This window comes from Streptomyces sp. NPDC058877 (genome assembly GCF_042742855.1).
GTDB lineage: Bacteria > Actinomycetota > Actinomycetes > Streptomycetales > Streptomycetaceae > Streptomyces.
In genome coordinates, this window is sequence record NZ_JBHYMF010000079.1 from 1 (window position 1) to 19,454 (window position 19,454).

17 protein-coding genes and 3 tRNA genes are annotated in these 19,454 nt (G+C 72.2%); 8 read left to right on the top strand and 12 right to left on the bottom strand.

The window, feature by feature from the left end; all coding sequences use genetic code 11:
* The first annotated feature begins 48 nt into the window (after positions 1-48).
* Positions 49-315, top strand: coding sequence for a tyrosine-type recombinase/integrase (locus tag ACFW2Y_RS19455; protein ID WP_384880469.1), 267 nt, complete (start codon positions 49-51; stop codon positions 313-315).
* Positions 316-591: 276 nt separating this feature from the next.
* Here the strand turns inward: ACFW2Y_RS19455 and ACFW2Y_RS19460 are convergent.
* The 3 genes from ACFW2Y_RS19460 to ACFW2Y_RS19470 form a co-directional block, all read right to left on the bottom strand.
* Positions 592-668 (bottom strand) — tRNA-Ile (locus ACFW2Y_RS19460).
* Between the two features lie 163 nt (positions 669-831).
* Positions 832-907 (bottom strand) — tRNA-Asn (locus tag ACFW2Y_RS19465).
* 5 nt (positions 908-912) lie between these two features.
* Positions 913-985 (bottom strand) — tRNA-Asn (locus tag ACFW2Y_RS19470).
* 136 nt (positions 986-1,121) lie between these two features.
* Between ACFW2Y_RS19470 and ACFW2Y_RS19475 the strand changes: the two genes are divergently transcribed.
* The 4 genes from ACFW2Y_RS19475 to ACFW2Y_RS19490 all read left to right on the top strand — a co-directional run bounded on the left by ACFW2Y_RS19475 (position 1,122) and on the right by ACFW2Y_RS19490 (position 6,685).
* Entirely contained in the window at positions 1,122-1,427 is a 306-nt protein-coding gene (locus ACFW2Y_RS19475; RefSeq protein ID WP_384880472.1) for a YtxH domain-containing protein, read from the top strand.
* 29 nt (positions 1,428-1,456) lie between these two features.
* Positions 1,457-2,896, top strand: coding sequence for an FGGY family carbohydrate kinase (locus tag ACFW2Y_RS19480; RefSeq protein ID WP_384880475.1), 1,440 nt, complete (start codon positions 1,457-1,459; stop codon positions 2,894-2,896).
* A 97-nt stretch (positions 2,897-2,993) separates the two neighbouring features.
* Positions 2,994-4,727, top strand: a complete 1,734-nt coding sequence (locus ACFW2Y_RS19485) for an ABC transporter ATP-binding protein (RefSeq protein WP_384880477.1) — start codon at positions 2,994-2,996, stop codon at positions 4,725-4,727.
* Entirely contained in the window at positions 4,727-6,685 is a 1,959-nt protein-coding gene (locus tag ACFW2Y_RS19490; protein ID WP_384880480.1) for an ABC transporter ATP-binding protein, read from the top strand. The genes ACFW2Y_RS19485 and ACFW2Y_RS19490 overlap by 1 nt, the downstream gene beginning before the upstream one ends.
* 157 nt (positions 6,686-6,842) lie before the next feature.
* Here ACFW2Y_RS19490 and ACFW2Y_RS19495 read toward each other — a convergent pair whose 3' ends face one another.
* The 7 genes from ACFW2Y_RS19495 to ACFW2Y_RS19525 all read right to left on the bottom strand — a co-directional run bounded on the left by ACFW2Y_RS19495 (position 6,843) and on the right by ACFW2Y_RS19525 (position 14,780).
* A complete protein-coding gene (locus ACFW2Y_RS19495) occupies positions 6,843-7,343 on the bottom strand; it encodes an SUKH-4 family immunity protein (RefSeq protein WP_384880483.1) in 501 nt (166 codons plus the stop codon).
* 77 nt (positions 7,344-7,420) lie between these two features.
* Positions 7,421-8,449, bottom strand: a complete 1,029-nt coding sequence (locus ACFW2Y_RS19500) for an RNA polymerase sigma factor (RefSeq protein WP_384880485.1) — start codon at positions 8,447-8,449, stop codon at positions 7,421-7,423.
* Positions 8,450-8,563: 114 nt separating this feature from the next.
* The gene (gene dnaG, locus ACFW2Y_RS19505) at positions 8,564-10,453 is read right to left on the bottom strand and encodes a DNA primase (RefSeq protein ID WP_384880488.1); all 1,890 of its coding nucleotides are present in this window, start codon (positions 10,451-10,453) and stop codon (positions 8,564-8,566) included.
* Positions 10,454-10,481: 28 nt separating this feature from the next.
* Positions 10,482-11,741: an NAD(P)/FAD-dependent oxidoreductase gene (locus tag ACFW2Y_RS19510; RefSeq protein WP_384880490.1), complete on the bottom strand. Its 1,260-nt coding sequence runs from the start codon at positions 11,739-11,741 to the stop codon at positions 10,482-10,484.
* Between the two features lie 126 nt (positions 11,742-11,867).
* Entirely contained in the window at positions 11,868-13,226 is a 1,359-nt protein-coding gene (locus tag ACFW2Y_RS19515) for a deoxyguanosinetriphosphate triphosphohydrolase (RefSeq protein WP_384880493.1), read from the bottom strand.
* A 35-nt stretch (positions 13,227-13,261) separates the two neighbouring features.
* Positions 13,262-14,152, bottom strand: coding sequence for a sirohydrochlorin chelatase (locus ACFW2Y_RS19520; protein WP_384880495.1), 891 nt, complete (start codon positions 14,150-14,152; stop codon positions 13,262-13,264).
* Positions 14,153-14,270: 118 nt separating this feature from the next.
* A complete protein-coding gene (locus ACFW2Y_RS19525; protein ID WP_384880498.1) occupies positions 14,271-14,780 on the bottom strand; it encodes a GNAT family N-acetyltransferase in 510 nt (169 codons plus the stop codon).
* A gap of 27 nt (positions 14,781-14,807) precedes the next feature.
* On the opposite strand from ACFW2Y_RS19525, the gene ACFW2Y_RS19530 reads away from it, so the two are divergent.
* The 3 genes from ACFW2Y_RS19530 (at position 14,808) to ACFW2Y_RS19540 (ending at position 18,540) form a co-directional block, all read left to right on the top strand.
* Positions 14,808-15,530 (top strand): aquaporin, encoded by a 723-nt coding sequence (locus tag ACFW2Y_RS19530; RefSeq protein WP_384880501.1) that lies wholly within the window; start codon positions 14,808-14,810, stop codon positions 15,528-15,530.
* Positions 15,531-15,561: 31 nt separating this feature from the next.
* Positions 15,562-16,245 carry a vancomycin high temperature exclusion protein gene (locus ACFW2Y_RS19535; protein ID WP_384880503.1) on the top strand — a complete coding sequence of 228 codons (684 nt, stop codon included), beginning with the start codon at positions 15,562-15,564 and terminating at the stop codon, positions 16,243-16,245.
* 180 nt (positions 16,246-16,425) lie between these two features.
* Positions 16,426-18,540, top strand: coding sequence for a molybdopterin oxidoreductase family protein (locus tag ACFW2Y_RS19540; protein WP_384880506.1), 2,115 nt, complete (start codon positions 16,426-16,428; stop codon positions 18,538-18,540).
* Here the strand turns inward: ACFW2Y_RS19540 and ACFW2Y_RS19545 are convergent.
* Positions 18,473-18,883: a gamma-glutamylcyclotransferase family protein gene (locus tag ACFW2Y_RS19545; protein ID WP_384880509.1), complete on the bottom strand. Its 411-nt coding sequence runs from the start codon at positions 18,881-18,883 to the stop codon at positions 18,473-18,475. The genes ACFW2Y_RS19540 and ACFW2Y_RS19545 overlap by 68 nt on opposite strands.
* Positions 18,880-19,215 carry a divalent-cation tolerance protein CutA gene (cutA, locus tag ACFW2Y_RS19550; protein WP_384880512.1) on the bottom strand — a complete coding sequence of 112 codons (336 nt, stop codon included), beginning with the start codon at positions 19,213-19,215 and terminating at the stop codon, positions 18,880-18,882. The genes ACFW2Y_RS19545 and cutA overlap by 4 nt, the downstream gene beginning before the upstream one ends.
* Between the last annotated feature and the right edge of the window lie 239 nt (positions 19,216-19,454).

Genomic DNA, 19,454 nt, shown 5'->3' on the forward strand with positions numbered 1-19,454 from the left:
GGCTCAGGCTGCCCTCAGCTCCGCCGTCCCGCTGCGACGGGATCAGCGGTGAAGGTCTCTCACCTCCACTCGAACCACTGCGCCTCACGGCGCACCCACGACCTCCGGCACGAGGCCGCCACGCTCGCACTCACAGCGGGAACCGACCTCAAGGTCGTCCAGGAGATGCTCGGTCACTCGACGATCACTCTGACCGCCGACACCTACACGAGCGTCGTCCCCGCGCTCTCCCGGGCCGCCGCCGAGGCCGCCGTCGCCATCGTCCCGCGTGCCAACCGCCGGCCCGGCCTCCGGGTCGTCGAGACGGCCGCCTGATGGCAGCCGGTCACGCCTCCGCTCACACGTCCGCTCACACTTTCGCGGCACCGCGTTCTCGGTGAGTTCTCGGTGCCCCGGCAATTCACCCACAAGCGGACACGAAAAACGGCTGCGGCCCCTGGATCCGATCCATCCGATCCAGGGGCCGCAGCCGTACGCGCACTGTGCAGCATCCGGGTGACCTCGGCGTGTCGTTCCAATGCCGCAGGTCGTTCCGGGTGCACCGTGGATGCGGTCAGCGGAAGGCGAAACCTTCCTGCCTCCACGATGCAGTGGTGGGGCGGGTGGGACTCGAACCCACGGCCGACGGATTATGAGTCCGCTGCTCTAACCGGCTGAGCTACCGCCCCGAACGGTGAGGCGCGTACATGTGTGCGCGCCGTCTGCCGCAGCATAGCCGCTCATACGATCTCTTGCTTCGGATGATCGACCCTGCTCGTCCTTGAGGACACCACCGGGTCCCGGATGGTTCCCACGAACGCGAAAGAGGACCCCGAAGGGTCCTCTTCCGTCTGGCTCCCCCGGCTGGACTCGAACCAGCAACCCTCCGGTTAACAGCCGAATGCTCTGCCAATTGAGCTACAGGGGATCGCGCTCCCCCGACTGGACTCGAACCAGTAACCTGCCGGTTAACAGCCGGCTGCTCTGCCAATTGAGCTACAGGGGATTGCTGCGTTGCACCGATCGTACCCAGTCCGGCTGAACCGGAAGGGCGGCCGCTCGCTGCGAGACATACATTAGCGCAAGCAGGGGGGTGCTCCGCCAATCGGTATCCCCAGGGCCTCCAGGGAAGGATCGCCGCCGTGCGGTACAAGCTGACGTTCGTCGTGGGACTTGCCCTCGGTTACGTGGTCGGTACGCGGGCCGGACGCGAGCGCTACGAGCAGATGAAGAAGTCCGCGAAGGACTTCGTGCAGAGCCCCGCCGTCCGCAACGCCACCGAGTCCGCCGTCCAGACCGGGCGCCAGGCCGCGGGCAAGGCGGCGCACCTCGTGGGCGACACGGTGGGCGACCGACTGCCGTCCTCCGTGACCGATCGGGTGCACGCGTTCCGCGGCCGGGGCAACGGCAAGGTCGACGACGAAGAGTGGGGCACCAGCAACACCTGAGGGCCCCGCGTGCGGCAGAATCATCTGTCATGGGGATAGTCGCCGGACTGGACAGCTCTGCTGAGTTCACACGCATCGTCGTCTGTGACACGGACACGGGTGCCGTACTGCGGCAGGGCTATGCCGCGCATCCCGGCGAGCCGAAGGCCGTCGACGTCGACCCGCAGAGCTGGCTGCTGTCCCTCGGGGAGGCCGCCACCGGCGGGCTCCTGGAAGGCGTCGAGGCCATCGGCGTCTCGGCACAGCAGAACGGTCTGGTGCCGCTGGACGCGCAGGGCGGCCTGGTGCGGCCCGCGCTGGTCCGGAACGACAAGCGGGCACAGGTCGCCGCCGCCGACCTCGTCGAGTCCCTGGGCGGTCGGCAGGCCTGGGCCGAGGCCGTCGGCTGCGTGCCCGGCGCCGGACAGCCGGTTGCCAAGCTGCGCTGGCTGGCCCGCGCCGAACCCGAGCAGGCCGGACGGGTCGCGATGGTCCTCCAGCCCCACGACTGGCTGGTCTGGCAGCTCCTCGGCCGCCCCGCCCGCCGCACCACCGACCGCGGCGCCGCCTCCGGCACCGGCTACTGGTCGGCCCGCACCGGCTCGTACCGCCCCGACCTCGTCGAACTGGCCCTCGGTCACCAGGCCGTGCTGCCCGAGGTGCTCGGCCCCGCCGAGGCCGCCGGGATCACCCCGGAGGGGCTGCTCGTCTCCGCCGGCACGGGCGAGACGATGGCCGCCGCGCTCGGCCTGGGCCTCGGCAGCGGCGACGCGGTGGTCTCGCTCGGCGCCTCCGGTTCCGTGATGGCCGTGCACCACGAGGCCCTCGCCGACCCCAGCGGCATGATCACCTCGTTCGCCGACGCCACCGGCATGCACCTGCCCGTCGTCTCCACCTCGAACGCGGTGCGGACGCTGCGCGGCACCGCCGAGATGCTGGGTGCGGAGTCCCTGGAGGAGTTGTCGACGCTGGCGCTGAAGTCGACGCCGGGCGCCTCCGGGCTCGTCCTGCTGCCCTATCTGGAGGGCGAGCGGACCCCCGACCTCCCGCACACCGCGGGCACGCTCAGCGGACTGCGGCGCGAGTCGATGAAGCCCGAGCACATGGCGCGGGCGGCGTTCGAGGGCATGCTCTGCGCGCTCACCGACGCCATGGACGTGTTGCGCAGGCGGGGCGTCGAGGTCCGGCGGGTCTTCCTGCTCGGCGCTGCGGCGTCCCTGCCGGCGGTGCAGGCCCTGGCGCCCGCGCTCTTCGGCGCGCAGGTCGTCGTCCCCCAACCGGCCGACTACGCGGCGCTCGGTGCGGCCCGACAGGCCGCCTGGGCGCTCGGGGTCGCCCGGGGAACGCTCGGGCCGTCCGCGCCCCCCGCTTGGCAGGGCGCCGCCGCACAGGTACTGGAGCCCGGCGAGGAGCTGGCCGTCGGGCAGGCGGTGCGACAGCAGTACGTGGCGACGCGGGAGCAGGTCCACCCGGGTGCGTTCGGCTCGTAGCGGGCCCTGCGACGGTTCGTAAAGTCTTGGCCAGGGCTGGACCCGGAAGCAGAAACCGAGTCGTAACGCCCCAGGGGTGCGGGCGATAGTAGGAGCCGTGCTCATAAGACTTCTCCGAACCCATCTGCGGCCCTACCGAAAACCCATCGCGCTGTTGGTCCTGCTGCAGTTCCTGCAGACCTGCGCGAGCCTCTACCTTCCGACCCTGAACGCCGACATCATCGACAACGGCGTCGTCCGCGGGGATTCCGGCTACATCCTGCGCTTCGGCGCCCTGATGGTCGGCGTCTCCGTCGTGCAGGTCGCCTGCAACATCGGAGCGGTGTACCACGGTGCGCGGACCGCCTCGGCGCTCGGCCGGGACGTGCGGGGCGCGGTCTTCGACCGGGTGCAGTCGTTCTCGGCCCGTGAGCTGGGCCAGTTCGGCGCGCCCTCGTTGATCACCCGCACGACCAACGACGTCCAGCAGGTCCAGATGCTGGTCCTGATGGCGTTCACCCTGATGGTCTCGGCGCCCATCATGTGCGTCGGCGGCATCGTGATGGCGCTCGGCCAGGACGTCCCCCTGTCGGGCGTGCTGCTCGCGGTGGTGCCGGTGCTCGGCGTCGCCGTCTCGCTGATCGTGCGGAAGATGCGTCCGCTCTTCCGCACGATGCAGGAGCGGCTCGACACGGTGAACCGGGTGCTGCGCGAGCAGATCACCGGCAACCGGGTCATCCGCGCCTTCGTGAAGGACGGGTACGAGGAAAAGCGCTTCCGCGGGGCCAACGGCGAACTGACCGACGTGTCGATGGCGACGGGCCGGTTGATGGCGCTGATGTTCCCGACGGTGATGACCGTCGTGAACGTCTCCAGCGTGGCGGTGGTCTGGTTCGGCGCGCAGCGCATCGACAGCGGCGGGATGGAGATCGGCGCGCTGACCGCCTTCCTCGCCTATCTGATGCAGATCGTGATGGCCGTGATGATGGCCACCTTCATGTTCATGATGGTGCCGCGTGCCGAGGTCTGTGCGGAGCGCATCGAGGAGGTGCTCGGGACGGAGACGAGCGTCGTGCCCCCGACCGATCCGGTGACCGCGCTCGAACGGCGCGGACACCTGGAAGTCCGGAACGCCGACTTCCGGTATCCGGGCGCGGAGGAATCGGTCCTCAAGGACGTGGCGCTGGTCGCCCGCCCCGGCGAGACCACCGCGATCATCGGGTCGACGGGCAGTGGCAAGTCGACGCTGCTCGGACTCGTGCCCCGCCTCTTCGACGCCACCGGCGGCGAGGTACTCGTCGACGGCGTCGACGTGCGGAAGCTGGAACCGTCGCTGATGGCGAGGACCGTGGGGCTCGTCCCGCAGAAGCCGTACCTGTTCTCGGGGACGGTGGCGACGAACCTGCGGTACGGGAAGCCCGACGCCACCGACGAGGAACTCTGGCACGCCCTGGAGGTCGCCCAGGCGGCCGACTTCGTGCGGAAGCTGGAGAACGGTCTGCACGCGCCGATCGCACAGGGCGGCACCAACGTGTCCGGCGGGCAGCGGCAGCGGCTCGCCATCGCGCGGACGCTCGTGCAGAAGCCCGAGATCTACCTCTTCGACGACTCCTTCTCCGCGCTCGACTACGAGACGGACGCCCTGCTCCGGGCCGCGCTGACCCGGGAGACGTCGGACTCGACCGTGGTGATCGTCGCGCAGCGCGTCGCCACCATCCGGGACGCCGACCGGATCGTGGTCCTCGACGAGGGCCGGGTCGTCGGCACCGGACGGCACCACGAGTTGATGGCGGACAACGAGACGTACCGGGAGATCGTGCTCTCCCAGCTGACCGAGGCGGAGGCGGCGTAATGGCCGGTCCTGGCGGACGCATGATGGCCGGTGGCGGCCCCGACCAGCGGTCGATGGACTTCAAGGGTTCGGGCAAGCGGCTGCTGAAGCAGCTGGCGCCCGAGCGCAAGGCGCTCTGGGTGATGCTGATCGCCGGCGTGCTCTCGGTGGCGGCCTCGGTGGTCGGGCCGAAGATCCTCGGCAAGGCCACGGACCTGATCTTCGCGGGCGTGGTCGGACGGCAGGCGGAGGCGGGCACCACGAAGGCGGAGACCCTGCAGGGGCTCCGCGACGGCGGACAGGACGGCATGGCCGACATGCTGTCCGGGGTCGACTTCACCCCCGGCGAGGGGATCGACTTCGGCGCGGTCGGTGCGGTCCTGCTGTGGGTCCTCGCGATCTACGTGGCGGCGGGCCTGTTGATGCTGGTCTCCACCCGCATGTCGATCAAGGTGATCAACCGGACCGTCTACCGGATGCGGGAGGAGGTCCAGACGAAGCTGGCGCGGCTCCCGCTGTCGTACTTCGACCGGGCGAAGCGCGGCGAGGTGCTGTCCCGGGCGACCAACGACATCGACAACATCTCGCAGACCCTCCAGCAGTCGATGGGGCAGCTGATCAACTCGCTGCTCACGATCGTCGGCGTGCTCGGCATGATGTTCTGGATCTCGCCGCTGTTGGCGCTGGTGGCGCTGGTGACGGTGCCGCTCTCGGTGTTCGTCGCGACGAGGATCGGCAAGCGCTCGCAGCCGCACTTCGTGCAGCAGTGGAAGTCGACCGGTGCGCTCAACGCCCATGTGGAGGAGATGTACACCGGGCACGCCCTGGTGAAGGTCTTCGGTCGGCAGGAGGAGTCCGCGAAGGACTTCCGCGAGCAGAACGAGGCCCTGTACGAGGCCGGCTTCAAGGCCCAGTTCAACAGCGGCGTGATGCAGCCGGTGATGTTCTTCCTCTCGAACATCAACTACGTCCTGGTGGCCGTGGTCGGCGGTCTGCGGGTGGCGAGCGGCACCCTCTCCATCGGTGACGTGCAGGCCTTCATCCAGTACTCGCGCCAGTTCTCGATGCCGCTCACGCAGGTCGCGTCGATGGCGAACCTGGTGCAGTCGGGCGTCGCCTCGGCCGAGCGGATCTTCGAACTGCTCGATGCGGAGGAGCAGGAGCCGGACGCGCCGACGAGCAGGACGGCGGCGGCCCCGGACGGGGGCTGGGGAACGGCGGTGGACCTGAAGGGCAAGGTCGCGCTGGAGGACGTCTCCTTCCGCTACGAGGAGGACAAGCCGCTCATCGACGGTCTCTCGCTGTCGGTGGAGCCGGGCCAGACGGTCGCGATCGTCGGTCCGACCGGTGCCGGCAAGACGACCCTGGTGAACCTGCTGATGCGGTTCTACGAGGTGACGGGCGGTCGGATCACCCTGGACGGGGTGGACATCGCGAAGATGCCCCGGGCGGAGCTGCGCAAGGGGATCGGCATGGTCCTCCAGGACACCTGGCTCTTCGGGGGGACCATCGCGGACAACATCGCGTACGGCGCGACGGGGCCGGTGACCCGGGCCGAGGTCGAGGAGGCGGCGCGCGCCGCGCACGCCGACCGGTTCGTCCGGACCCTGCCCGAGGGGTACGACACGGTGATCGAGGACGACGGGGCGGGGGTCAGCGCGGGCGAGAAGCAGCTGATCACCATCGCCCGGGCGTTCCTGTCCGATCCGGTGATCCTCGTCCTGGACGAGGCGACCAGCTCGGTCGACACCCGCACCGAGGTGCTCATCCAGAAGGCGATGGCCCGACTCGCGCACGGTCGGACCTCGTTCGTGATCGCGCACCGGCTCTCCACGATCCGGGACGCGGACGTGATCCTGGTGATGGAGAGCGGCTCGATCGTCGAACAGGGCACCCACGAGGAGCTGTTGTCGGCCGGCGGAGCGTACGCCCGCCTGTACGCGGCGCAGTTCGCCCAGGCGGTCGCCGAGGTCGACTGACCGGTGGCGGCGCGGCCTCCGGTCCGCACCCTCCGGAGGGACGAGGGCCGTTCGGTACGCGGGGGGTGACGCCCTCCCCCGCTCCGGGCGGCTCCCGCGGGGCCCGCACGGCGGCGGCACCGGCGCCGTGGACCCGCCCGTGGCCGCTCCGCTCCGTCTACGGCTCCTCGGGGACGAGGACTCCGAGTTCGACCTCCTCGAAGACGCGTGACCACCAGGACTCCTCGTCCGCGAAGGCCTCCGGATCGCTCTCCCGCGCCCGCTCGACCACCTCGTCGACGAAGTCCTCGTAGCCGTCGGAGTCATCGCTCCTGCCCGAACGGACGAAGTCCTCCCAGACCCGCAGGACGCCCTGCAGGCCTTCGATCGAGGAATTGACGGCCCCGCGCTCCTGCACGGCGTCGCCGGTACGGCCGCGGACCATCCGGACCCCGCCGCCGTCGAGCAGCAGCCAGTAGGCGTCGACGCCGTCCTCGAACGCGCCGAGGAACACGGCCCGGCCCTCCGCGAGGACCCGGACCGACAGTTCGCGGGCAGGGTCCCTCACGAACATCCGGCAGCAGTCGGTCGGCAGCCCCCGCCGGCTCAGCGCCTCCACCACTCCGTCGTCCGCGCCCGCTTCGCGGAGGGCGTCCGCGTCGTACGGCAGCCAGTCCATCGTCCTTCACCCACCCCGTCCGCCCCGTCCACGGGGACCGGTCCTCTCGGGCCGAGGAGCGGCCCGTCGGAGGGAATCTAGTCCAAGTAGCCCCGCAGCTGATCGGCGTAGGCGTGGTCCCGCAGCCTGTTGAGGGTCTTGGACTCGATCTGGCGGATGCGTTCGCGCGTGACGCCGAAGATGCGCCCGATCTCCTCCAGGGTGCGGGGCTTGCCGTCGTCGAGGCCGTAGCGGAGTTGGACGACCTTCCGTTCGCGTTCGCCGAGCGTGGAGAGGACGTCCTCCAGGTGGCGGCGGAGCAGCAGGAAGGCGGCGGATTCGACGGGCGAGGCGGCGTCGCCGTCCTCGATGAGGTCACCGAGGGCGACGTCCTCCTCCTCGCCGACCGGGGCGTGCAGGGAAACCGGTTCCTGGGCGAGCCGGAGGACCTCGCCGACCCGCTCGGGAGCCAGGTCGAGCTGGGCGGCGACCTCTTCCGCGGTGGGTTCGTAGCCGCGTTCCTGCAGCATGCGGCGCTGGACCCGGATGACCCGGTTGATGAGTTCGACGACGTGGACGGGGACCCGGATGGTCCGGGCCTGGTCGGCGAGGGCGCGGGACATGGCCTGGCGGATCCACCAGGTGGCGTACGTGGAGAACTTGTAGCCGCGGGCGTAGTCGAACTTCTCGACGGCTCTGATGAGGCCGAGGTTTCCCTCCTGGACGAGGTCGAGCATGGTGAGGCCGCGGCCCACGTAACGCTTGGCGACGGAGACGACAAGGCGGAGGTTGGCCTCGATGAGCTTGCGCTTGGCGATCCGGCCGAGGACCACGAGCCGGTCCAGGTCGATCGCCAACTGCGTTTCCAGGTCGGGCGTGTTGGCGAGCTTCTCCTCGGCGAAGAGGCCCGCCTCGATCCTGCGGGCGAGTTCGACCTCTTCCTCCGCGCTGAGCAGCGGGATGCGACCGATCTCGCGCAGGTACTGGCGGAAGAGGTCGGAGGAGGGCCCGTTGCCCCCGGGCTCGGGGCGACGCCGCTGGGCCGGGACCTCGGGTTCGGCGTCCGGTTCGGCGTCCGGTTCGCGGGGTGACGGTTCCTGCTGGTGGGTCCGGGTCTCGGTCTGCACGGCGGGGCGACCTCCAGGAAGGGGGGGACGGCACCGTCATCCAGTGTGGGGTACGACACATCGCTGCCACGAGGGGCGTGCGGTGACTTTTTGGGACCGTCGGGTCACCGAACGTCAAAGTGCGGCGGCGCCGTTGTTCCGGAGGGTCTGCCCGTACTGGGTGAGGACCCAGAGCTCGTTCTGCACGGCGGCGAGCCGCTCGGGGTCGCCGTTCGCGCCGAGTCGGGCCAGGGTGCCCTGCACGTCGCGGATGCGGCGGTCGACGGCACGGAGACGGACGGTGACGAGCTGGTCGCCGGCGTACGCCTCGTCGACGGCCTTGGCGAAGATCGTCTCGACGGCGAGTTCGGTGACCAGGGCGCGGACCGAGTCGTTGGGGGCCGCCTCGCGAACGGCGTCGAGGTAGTCGGAGGGCGCACCGGTGGCACCACCGGCGTCCTGGACGCACTGGCGGACGGCCGCGTAGGGCGGGGCGGTGAACTCGTCGACCCCGTAGGCGTCGAAGGCCGGGGAGACCAACTCGGGTCGTTGGAGGGCCAGCTTGAGGAGTTCCCGCTCGGTGCGGTGGGCGGGGCTGCGCAGGTTGAGCGCGGGGCCGGAGGGCGTGGCGGGCGGGGTCGGGGCGTCGTAGGTGCGCGGGGGCTGCTGCCGCTCGGGGCCCCGGTTGCCGCCCTGTCGCTGCCAGCGGGCGATCTGGGCGACGCGGCGGACGACGAACTGGGTGTCGAGGATGCCGAGCATGCCCGCGAGCTGGACGGCGACCTCGTGCTGGGAGGCGATGTTCTTGATCTTCGCGACGATCGGGGCGGCTTCGTCGAGGGCGGCGGCGCGCCCCGCCGGGGTCTCCAGGTCGTACCGCCGCACGATCTGCCGGAGGGCGAACTCGAAGAGCGGGGTGCGGGGTCGGACGAGCTCGGCGACGGCCTCGTCGCCCTTGGCGAGCCGGAGCTCACAGGGGTCCATGCTGTCGGGTGCGATGGCGATGTACGTTTCGGCGGCGAACTTCTGATCGTCCTCGAAGGCGCGCAGTGCGGCCTTCTGGCCGGCGGCGTCACCGTCGAAGGTGAAGATGACGCGGGCCGAGCCGTTGTCCATGAGGAGGCGGCGGAGGATCTTGATGTGATCACCGCCGAAAGCGGTGCCGCAGGTGGCGATGGCCGTGGTGACGCCGGCCAGGTGGCAGGCCATGACGTCGGTGTAGCCCTCGACGACCACGGCCCGGCTGACCTTGGCGATGTCCTTCTTGGCCAGGTCGATGCCGTAGAGCACCTGGGACTTCTTGTAGATCGGCGTCTCCGGCGTGTTGAGGTACTTGGGGCCGTTGTCGTCCTCGCGGAGCTTGCGGGCGCCGAAGCCGACGATCTCGCCGCCGACGTCCTTGATCGGCCACATGAGGCGGCCCCGGAAGCGGTCGATGGGGCCGCGCCTGCCGTCCTGGGAGAGGCCGGAGAGGATCAGCTCCTTGTCGGAGAACCCCTTGCCGCGCAGGAAGCGGGTGAGGTGGTCCCAGCCGGCCGGGGAGTAGCCGACGCCGAAGTGTTCGGCGGCGGCCTGGTCGAAGCCGCGCTCGGCGAGGAACTTCCGGCCGATCTCGGCCTCGGCGGAACCGAGTTGCTCGGCGTAGTACTGGGCGGCGATCTTGTGGGCCTCGATCAGGCGGATGCGTTCTCCGCGCTGGTGGCCGGGGTTGTAGCCGCCCTCCTCGTACCGCAGGGTGATGCCCGCCTTGGCGGCGAGGCGCTCGACCGTCTCGGAGAAGGAGAGGTGGTCGATCTTCATCACGAAGGCGATGGTGTCGCCGCCCTCCTGGCAGCCGAAGCAGTGGAAGAGTCCCTTGCTCGGGCTGACCTGGAAGGAGGGCGACTTCTCGTCGTGGAAGGGGCAGAGCCCCTTGAGGTTTCCGCCGCCCGCGCTGCGGAGCTGGAGGTACTCGGACACGACGGCGTCGATCGGGACCGCGTCCCGTACCGCCTTCACGTCGTCATCGTTGATCCTGCCTGCCACGCATGAATCCTACGGGGTCGGAGCACGGTCAGATCAGCGTCTCCAGGGGGACGGAGGGGTCGGCGAGGGCCTCCGGATCCACGGGCGTGCGGGCCCGGATGAGGGCTTGGATCGGATCTGTGACGTCCCACACGTTCACGTTCATGCCGGCGAGGACCCTCCCCTCCTTGAGCCAGAAGGCGATGAACTCGCGCTTGCCGGTGTCGCCGCGGACCACGACCTGGTCGTACGAGCCGGGCGGGGCCCAGCCCGAGTACTCCATGCCGAGGTCGTACTGGTCGGTGAAGAAGTAGGGCACGCGGTCGTAGGAGACGCGCTGCCCGAGCATGGCACGGGCGGCGGCCGGGCCGCCGTTGAGGGCGTTGGCCCAGTGCTCGACGCGGAGCCGGGTGCGCAGCAGCGGGTGGTGGAAGGCCGCGACGTCGCCGGCGGCGAAGACGTCGGGGTCGGAGGTGCGCAGCGACTCGTCCACCGCGATGCCGCCGCCGTCGGCCCGGTCGACGAGGGCGAGGCCCGAGTTCTCGGCGAGGGCGGTGCGGGGGGCGGCGCCGATCGCGGCGAGGACCGCGTGCGCCGGGTGCTCCTCGCCGTCGTCGGTGCGGACGGCGAGGACCATGCCGTCCTGGCCGACGATCTCGGTGAGGCGGGCGCCGAAGTGGAAGCGGACGCCGTGGTCGGCGTGCAGGTCGGCGAAGAGCTGGCCGAGTTCCGGGCCGAGGACCCGGTACAGCGGGGTGGGGTCGGCCTCGACGACGGTGACCTCGGCGCCGTAGCCGCGGGCGGCGGCGGCGACCTCCAGCCCGATCCAGCCGCCGCCGGCGATCACCAGGTGGCCGTTGTCCCGGCCGAGGCCGGCGAGGACCTGCCGGAGCCGGTCTGCGTGGGCGAGCCGGCGCAGGTGGTGGACGCCGGCGAGCTCGGTGCCGGGAACGTCGAGGCGGCGCGGCTCGGCGCCGGTGGCGAGGAGCAGCTTGTCGTAGCGGATGACGGTGCCGTCGTCGAGGCGGACGGTGCGGGCCTCGCGGTCGACGGCGGTGACGGACTGGCCGCGGTGGAGCTCGATGTCGTTCGCCGCGTACCAGGCGGCCTCGTGGACGAAGACGTCGTCGCGCTGTTTGGCCCCGGTGAGGTAGCCCTTGGAGAGGGGTGGGCGCTCGTACGGGTGGTCGCGTTCGTCGCCGATGAGGATCACCCGGCCGTTGAACCCCTCGGCGCGCAGGGTCTCCGCCGCTTTGGCCCCTGCCAGACCCCCGCCGACGATGACGAAGGTCTGATCTGCGTCGACCATGTCGTTTCCTCCTCGTTGCGACCGGTTCCAACCTACGCCCCCGGGCGTTCGTCCCGCGGTACCCGTCCGGGCCGTGCCTGCGAGGGTCCCGTACGGGCGGGGACGACGGAAGAGGGCGGCGACGGGCTAGCGGGGGGCGCGGAGACGGGCGTGGAGCGCGCGGGCGGAGGCGTCGGTGAGGTTGGCGATCTGGTCGACGATGACGCGCTTGCGGGCGCGGTCGTCGCGGGCCGCGTGGAAGGCGTCCCGGAACTGCGGTTCCAGGCCGTCGGGGGCGCGGGCGACGAGGGCCTCGGCGAGTTCGGCCACGACGACGCGCTGGTCGGCGCGGAGGGCTTCCTGCTCGGCGCGCTGCATCACGTAGCGGTCGGCGACGGCCTTGAGGACGGCGCACTCGTTCCGCGTCTCGCGCGGGACCACGAGTTCGGCGGCGTAGCGGGTCAGGCGTCCGGTGCCCGCCCCCGCCCCGGAGCGGCCCGGGCGGGGCCCCCAGGCCTGTCGGGTGGCCCCCTCGGCAGCCAGGCAGAAGCGCCCGATGAGCTGGCTGGTGGCGTCCTTGAGGCGGGCCTGGGCGACCGCGGAACCGTCGTACTCGTGCGGCCACCATTCCTCGCCCATCAGCCGGTCGAGGGCGTCGGCGAGTTCCTGCGGATCGGTGTCCTCCGGTACGTAGCGGCCGATGGCGACGGTCCAGATGTCGGCGCGCTCGGGCTCGGCGAGCAGCAGGGCGGGGGAGATGTGACCGGCGTGCAGCCCGTCCTCGAAGTCGTGCACCGAGTACGCCACGTCGTCGGACCAGTCCATGACCTGGGCCTCGAAGCACTTGCGGTGGGCGGGTGCCCCCTGCCGGATCCAGTGGAAGACGGGCAGGTCGTCCTCGTACACGCCGAACTTGGGCGAGCCGGGGTCCTCGGGGTGGCCGCCGCGCGCCCACGGGTACTTGGTGGCGGCGTCGAGGGCGGCCCGGGTGAGGTTGAGGCCGACGCTGACGAGCTCCCCGTCCTCGTTCTTGACGAAGCGCTTGGGTTCGATGCGGGTGAGGAGGCGGAGTGACTGGGCGTTCCCCTCGAAGCCCCCGCAGTCCTTGGCGACGTCGTTGAGCGCCTGTTCGCCGTTGTGCCCGAAGGGCGGGTGGCCCATGTCGTGGGAGAGGCAGGCCGCCTCCACGAGGTCGGGATCACAGCCGAGGGCGGCGCCCAGCTCGCGGCCCACCTGGGCGCACTCCAGGGAATGGGTGAGCCGGGTCCGGGGGCTGGCGTCCCAGGCGCGGCTCCTGGTGCCGGGCGTGACGACCTGCGTCTTGCCGGCGAGCCTGCGGAGCGCGGCGGAGTGCAGCACGCGGGCGCGGTCCCGTTGGAAGGCGGTGCGCCCCGGCCGTTTGTCGGGCTCGGCGGCCCAGCGCTCGGTCGCGGCGGAGTCGTATCCGGGGGTGTCTGCGATGCCTGAGATGTGCGCGGTGCCCTTGGTGTCCTCGATGCCTTCCATGCCTCGAAGGTAACCGGACGGACCGACAGAAGGGATCAGATGGTGGCGAGTTCCCGCACGGGAGGGACGGTGCGGACCCGGTCGTAGCGGTGGAGCACCAGTCGGGCGAGGGCGGGGTGGGCGCCGAGGGGCTCGGCGGCGAGCCAGGGGGCGTCGGCGGCGGCACGGGTGGCGAAGAGGCCGGGGGCGGTGAAGCAGGAGGCGACGGCGACCCGGTGGCGGCCCCGGGCGACGAGCGCACGGACGGCTTCGGGGACGGTGGGCGCGGCGGCGGAGGCGTAGGCGGGGACCACGGGGACGCCGCCGAGGCGTTCGCCGAGGAGGGCGGCGACGCGACGGATCTCGGCACCGGAGCGGGGGTCCCGGGAGCCCGCGGAGGCGAGGACGACGCCGGTGGCGCGGGAGGCCCCGTCCGCGGGGGTCCAGCCGGCCTCGGCGAGCCGGTCGGCGAGGGCCTCAACGAGGAGGGGGTGGGCACCGAGGGGATCGGCGACGCGGGCACGGAGGGCGGGTGCGGCGGCGACGGCGGCCGGCAGGTCGTGGCCGACGTGGTGGCCGGGGGCGAGGAGCAGGGGGACCAGCACGGCCTCGCGGCCCTCGGCGGCGAGCTCGGCGAGGGCGTCGTCGAGGAGCGGCGCGTTCAGTTCGATGTGGGCGAGCCGTACGTCGAGCCCGGGGCGGAGCTCGCGGACCCGGTCGAGGAGGCGGCTCAGGGTGGCCCGGGCGTGGGGGTCGCGACTGCCGTGGCCGACGGCGACGAGGGCGGGTGCGGGTGCGGTCGTGTTCATCGGGTTGCTTACCTCCTCGTCGTGCTTCCGCGGCCGGCGGCCGTACGGATGCACGTGGCCGAGTCGGATCCCGAGCTGCTCGGTGATCCTTCCGAGCAGCTCGGTGGCGCTGTCGAACGTGCTGTCCGGCTCCGTCATGCACCGATGGTGGGCGCGGCACGTTGCCGGACCGTTGCGCGGGGGTGACGACTGTTTTCCGTCACCTCACGGATGCGCGAACGGCGTCGTCAGCCCCTGCGACGGGCCGTGCGGACCCTCACTCCCCCGGACCCCACACGTATCGGACGTCCGGCTCGCGCTCCTCGTTGCGGTGGCCGTCGGTGTGCTCGACGGCGGTGAAGCCGTGCCGTTCGTAGAAGCGTCGCGCAGGGGCGTTGACCTGGAACGTCCACAGGGACAGCCCGGCCGTGCGCCGCCGCTTGGCCAGGTCGACGAGGCGGTCACCGATGCCCCGACCGCGCCACGGCGGGTCGACGTAGAGCTGGTCCAGCTCTTCGCCGTCCAGCACCATCATGGCGACGATCGAGCCGTCGACCGTGGCGACCCAGGTCTCCAGGCCGGGAACGACCACCTCCCGGAGCCAGGACCGGACCTGTTCGTCGGTGTGGGCCCGGCGGACGTCCGGGAGCGCCGCCGCGCGGGAGCGGAGCCAGACGTCGGCCACGGCAGCGGCATCGGAGTCGACGGCGCGCCGGAGGACGAGTTCGTTGATCTTCACGCCCGGATCGTACGAGGCCGCCCGCCTGCACCTCCCCTCTTTTTTCATTCCGAATCACGGAATATCTTTTCCGTTATGAGAATGTCCCCGCCCGCGCTCCCCCGGCGCGCCGCAGCCGAGTTCATCGGCACCTCCGCCCTCGTCGCCGTCATCGTCGGCTCCGGCATCCGCGCCGACGCACTGAGCCAGGACACCGGGGTACGACTGCTCGCCAACGCCGGCGCCTCCGCCCTCGGCCTCGGTCTACTCATCGCCCTCATCGGCCCGCTCTCCGGCGCCCACTTCAACCCCGTCGTCACGCTCTCCGAGTGGTGGTACGGGCGTCGCCGGGGCACCGGGCACGAGGCCCTCGCCTACATCGCCGCCCAGCTCGCCGGGGCCGTCACGGGTGCCCTGCTGGCCGAAGCCATGTTCGGGCGACCGCCCGGCGCATGGGCCACCGAGCCGCGCTCCGCGCTCCACCTGCTCCTCGGGGAGGCCGTCGCCACGGCCGGGCTCGTCCTCGTCGTACGGGGCCTGCACCACATCGGCCGTCCCGGCCTCGCCCCCGTCGCGGTCGCCGGGTACATCGGCGCGGCGATCTGGTTCACCTCTTCCGGGTCCTTCGCCAATCCGGCGGCCACCCTCGGGCGCGCCTTCTCCGACTCCTTCACCGGCATAGCCCCCGCATCGGTCCCCGCCTTCGCCGCCGCGCAACTCCTCGGCATGCTGCTCGGCATGGGCCTGGCCGGTGTGTTGTACGGAACACGAGGGACGCCCGGCGAACCGAACGCCACCGAACCGCGTCGGACGGAGTGACCGACCGACACCGCTCCACGGAGGTTCCCGCATGCCGGCACGGCTCACCCGGCTGTCCCCCCGCGCCACCAGGGCCCGCCGCCGCACCGTGCAGGCCCTGATGCTGGGCACCGTCCTCGCACTCGCCCCGGTCACCTGGACGCACCTGAAGGCCGCCCCCCGGCTGCGCACCACCGCCGACGTGCCGGCCCGGGACGTCGCCGTCGTCTTCGGCGCCGGCCTGTGGAACGGACGCCCCACCCCGTACCTCGCGCACCGCCTCGACACCGCCGCCGAGCTGTACCGCACGGGCAAGGTCCGGGTCCTGCTCGTCACCGGCGACAACAGTCGGACCACGTACGACGAGCCGAGCGCCATGCGCGCCTACCTCACCGCACGGGGGGTGCCGGACGAGCGGATCGTCAGCGACTACGCGGGCTTCGACACCTGGGACTCGTGCGTCCGGGCCCGACGGGTCTTCGGCATCGACCGGGCCGTCCTGGTCACCCAGGACTTCCACATCAAGCGGGCCGTCGCACTGTGCGGCCGGGCGGGCGTCGACGCGTACGGGGTCGGGGTGGCCGAACCCCACGACCGCACCTGGTACTACGGCACCACCCGGGAGCTCTTCGCGGCGGGGAAGGCCGCCCTCGACGCGGGCCTGCGTCCCGACCCGAAGTTCCTGGGTCCGAAGGAGAAGGGCGTCACCGAGGCCCTGGCAGCGGCCCGCAACTGAGCGGCTCCCGGCTCCCGGCTCCCGGCTCCTGGCTCCTGGCTCCTGGCTCCTGGCTCCTGGCTCCTGGCTCCTGGCTCCTGGCAAGCCTCACCCTGCGCGGCGCCTCCCGCGGAGGGCATGGCACCGCGCCCGTAATACGAGGTGCCGCCCCGCGTAACACGCCGGACGCATGCTGACCGCATGTCCGACGCCGCCGCTGTCCCCACCCACTGCCCCTACTGCGCCCTGCAGTGCGGGATGTCGCTCCGCCCCACCGGCGATCCGGAGCTGCCCGCCGAGGTGGTCGAGCGGACCGGCTTCCCGGTCAACCGGGGCGCCTTGTGCGGCAAGGGCCGCACCGCCCCCTCCGTACTCTCCTCCCGGGTCAGGCTCACCGAGCCCCTGGTCCGCAGCCCTGACACGGGGGCGCTGGAGCCCGCGTCCTGGGAGGAGGCACTCGCCGCCGTCGCCGACGGGCTGCGCCGGACCCGCGCCGACCACGGTCCCGATGCCGTGGGGGTCTTCGGCGGCGGCGGTCTCACCAACGAGAAGGCGTACGCGCTGGGCAAGTTCGCCCGGCTGGTCCTCGCCACCTCGCAGATCGACTACAACGGCCGCTTCTGCATGTCGTCGGCGGCCGCCGCGCACCAGCGGGCCTTCGGCCTCGACCGGGGCCTCCCCTTCCCGCTGGAGGACGTGCCGAAGACCGGCTGCGTGATCCTCGTCGGCTCCAACCTCGCCGAGACCATGCCGCCCGCCCTCCGCTACCTCACCGAGTTGAAGGAGAACGGCGGCCGGCTGATCGTCGTCGACCCCCGTCGCACCCGCACCGCCGACCAGGCCGACCTGCACCTCGCGCCGCGTCCCGGCACCGACCTCGCGCTCGCCCTCGGCCTGCTGCACCTCGTCGTCGCCGAGGGGCGCGTGGACGAGGAGTTCGTCGCCGCGCGCACCGACGGCTGGGAGGCCGCCCGCGCGGGTGCCATGGCGCACTGGCCCGAACAGGTCGAACGGATCACCGGCGTGCCGGTGCCGCAGCTGCGGGAGGCGGTCGCGATGTTCTGCGACGCCGAGAACTCCATGGTGCTGACCGCCCGGGGCCCCGAGCAGCAGTCCAAGGGCACCGACACCGTCGGCGCCTGGATCAACCTGTGCCTCGCCACCGGGCGCGCCGGCCGGCCGCTGAACGGCTACGGCTGCCTCACCGGCCAGGGCAACGGCCAGGGCGGGCGCGAGCACGGCCAGAAGGCCGACCAACTGCCCGGCTACCGCAAGCTCGACGACCCGGCCGCCCGCGCACACGTCGCCGGGGTGTGGGGCGTCGCGCCGGAGTCGCTGCCGGGCCCCGGGCGGAGCGCGTACGAACTCCTCGACGCGCTCGGCGGCGAGGTGCGGGCACTGCTCCTCATGGGCTCCAACCCGGTGGTCTCCGCGCCGCGCGCCGCGCACGTCGAGGAACGGCTGCGCTCGCTCGACTTCCTCGCCGTCGCGGACGTGGTGCTCTCCGAGACCGCCGCGCTCGCCGACGTCGTCCTGCCGGTGACCCAGTGGGCGGAGGAGACCGGCACCCTGACGAACCTGGAGGGCAGGGTGCTGTTGCGGCGGCGCGCCCTCACCCCGCCGGAGGGCGTGCGCGGCGACCTGGAGGTGCTGCACGCCCTGGCCGGTCGGCTGGGCTGGGAGAAGGGCTTCCCCACCGATCCCGAGGAGGTCTTCGAAGAGCTGCGCCGCGCCTCGGCCGGCGGGCCCGCCGACTACGCGGGCATCAGCTACCGCCGGATCGAGGAGGAGCAGGGCGTCTTCTGGCCGTGTCCGGACGAGGGCCACGGCGGGACGCCACGCCTGTTCCTCGACCGGTTCGCGACGGCCGACGGACGGGCCCGGTTCGTACCGGTGGTGCACCGGGCGGCGGCCGAGGAGACGGACGCCGAGTACCCGGTCGTCCTCACCACCGGCCGGGTCGTCTCCCAGTACCAGTCGGGGGCGCAGACGCGACGGGTCGCCGAACTGAACGCGGCGGCGCCGGGCCCCTTCGTGGAGCTCCACCCCCGGCTCGCCGAGCGGATCGGGGTGGCCGAGGGCGAGCCGCTCGCGGTGGTCTCGCGGCGCGGACGGGCCGTCGCTCCGGCCCGGATCACGCCGTCGATCCGGCCGGACACGGTCTTCATGCCCTTCCACTGGTACGGGGAGGGACGGGCGAACACCCTGGTGAACCCGGCGCTCGACCCGGTCTCGCGGATGCCCGAGTTCAAGGTGTGCGCGGTGCGCCTGGAGCCGGTTCCGGACGCCGCCGGAACCAGTCGCCTGTCTCGATGAGCGGGCCGAGCGGGGTACCGGGGGCCGCGAGGTAGACCCATGCGCGTGCGGGGGCGCCGTCCCGGACGCGGAGCGCCACGCGGGCGGTCCGCTCGTACCCGGCGCCGCCCTCCATCCGGTCGAGCACGGCCAGGAGTTCCGCATGGGCCTCGGGGGCGGGCGTCACCAGGGTGCCCGTCACCGTGCCGTCGCCGGGCACCGCGTACGGATAGCCGGGGCCGTCGTGCAGCAGGGTGCCCGGCAGCAGGGCCTCCTCCTCGACGACGGTGCGGCCGAGGAGGAGGCGGTCGTGGTTGTACGCGCCGGGCCGGAGCGTCCCGTACACGAAGAACGGCAGGGTCACGCGACGGTCGTCTCCTCGACGAGCCAGGCGAGGTAGGCGGCGGAGGCGCGGACGACGGGGGTGGCGATGACCTCCGGCGTCTCGTAGTCGTGCGCGGCGAGGAGGTGGTCCTCCAGGGCCTGGTAGCGGGCCTCCGTGGTCTTGAGGAGGACCTGCCACTCCTCGGCGGTCTCGACGGCCCGTTGCCAGTGGTAGACGGAGGTCACGGGCCCGGAGACCTGACCGCAGGCGGCGAGCCGGGCCTCGACGGCGCCCCGCGCGAGCGCTTCGGCCTTCTCGCGGCTGTCGGTGGTGGTCAGGACGGTCAGGGCGGTGAAGGCGGGAGTGGTCACGTCCTCACGGTAGTCGCCGTGGCCACCGCTCACCGCGCCGTCCGTCGGGGGAGGCGGGGCCGGCCGGGCGGAGGCCGTCGGGGCGGAAGGCCGGGGAGGGCGGAAGGCCGGGGGGCCGGGAGCCGCCGGAGGAGGTCCTGCCGGCTGCGCGCCCCGGCGCACCGGAGCCGGGCGCACCGGGGCGACGGCTCCCGCGCCGGACCGGGGCGACGCCGTCCCGCCGGGGCCGTACGGGCCCG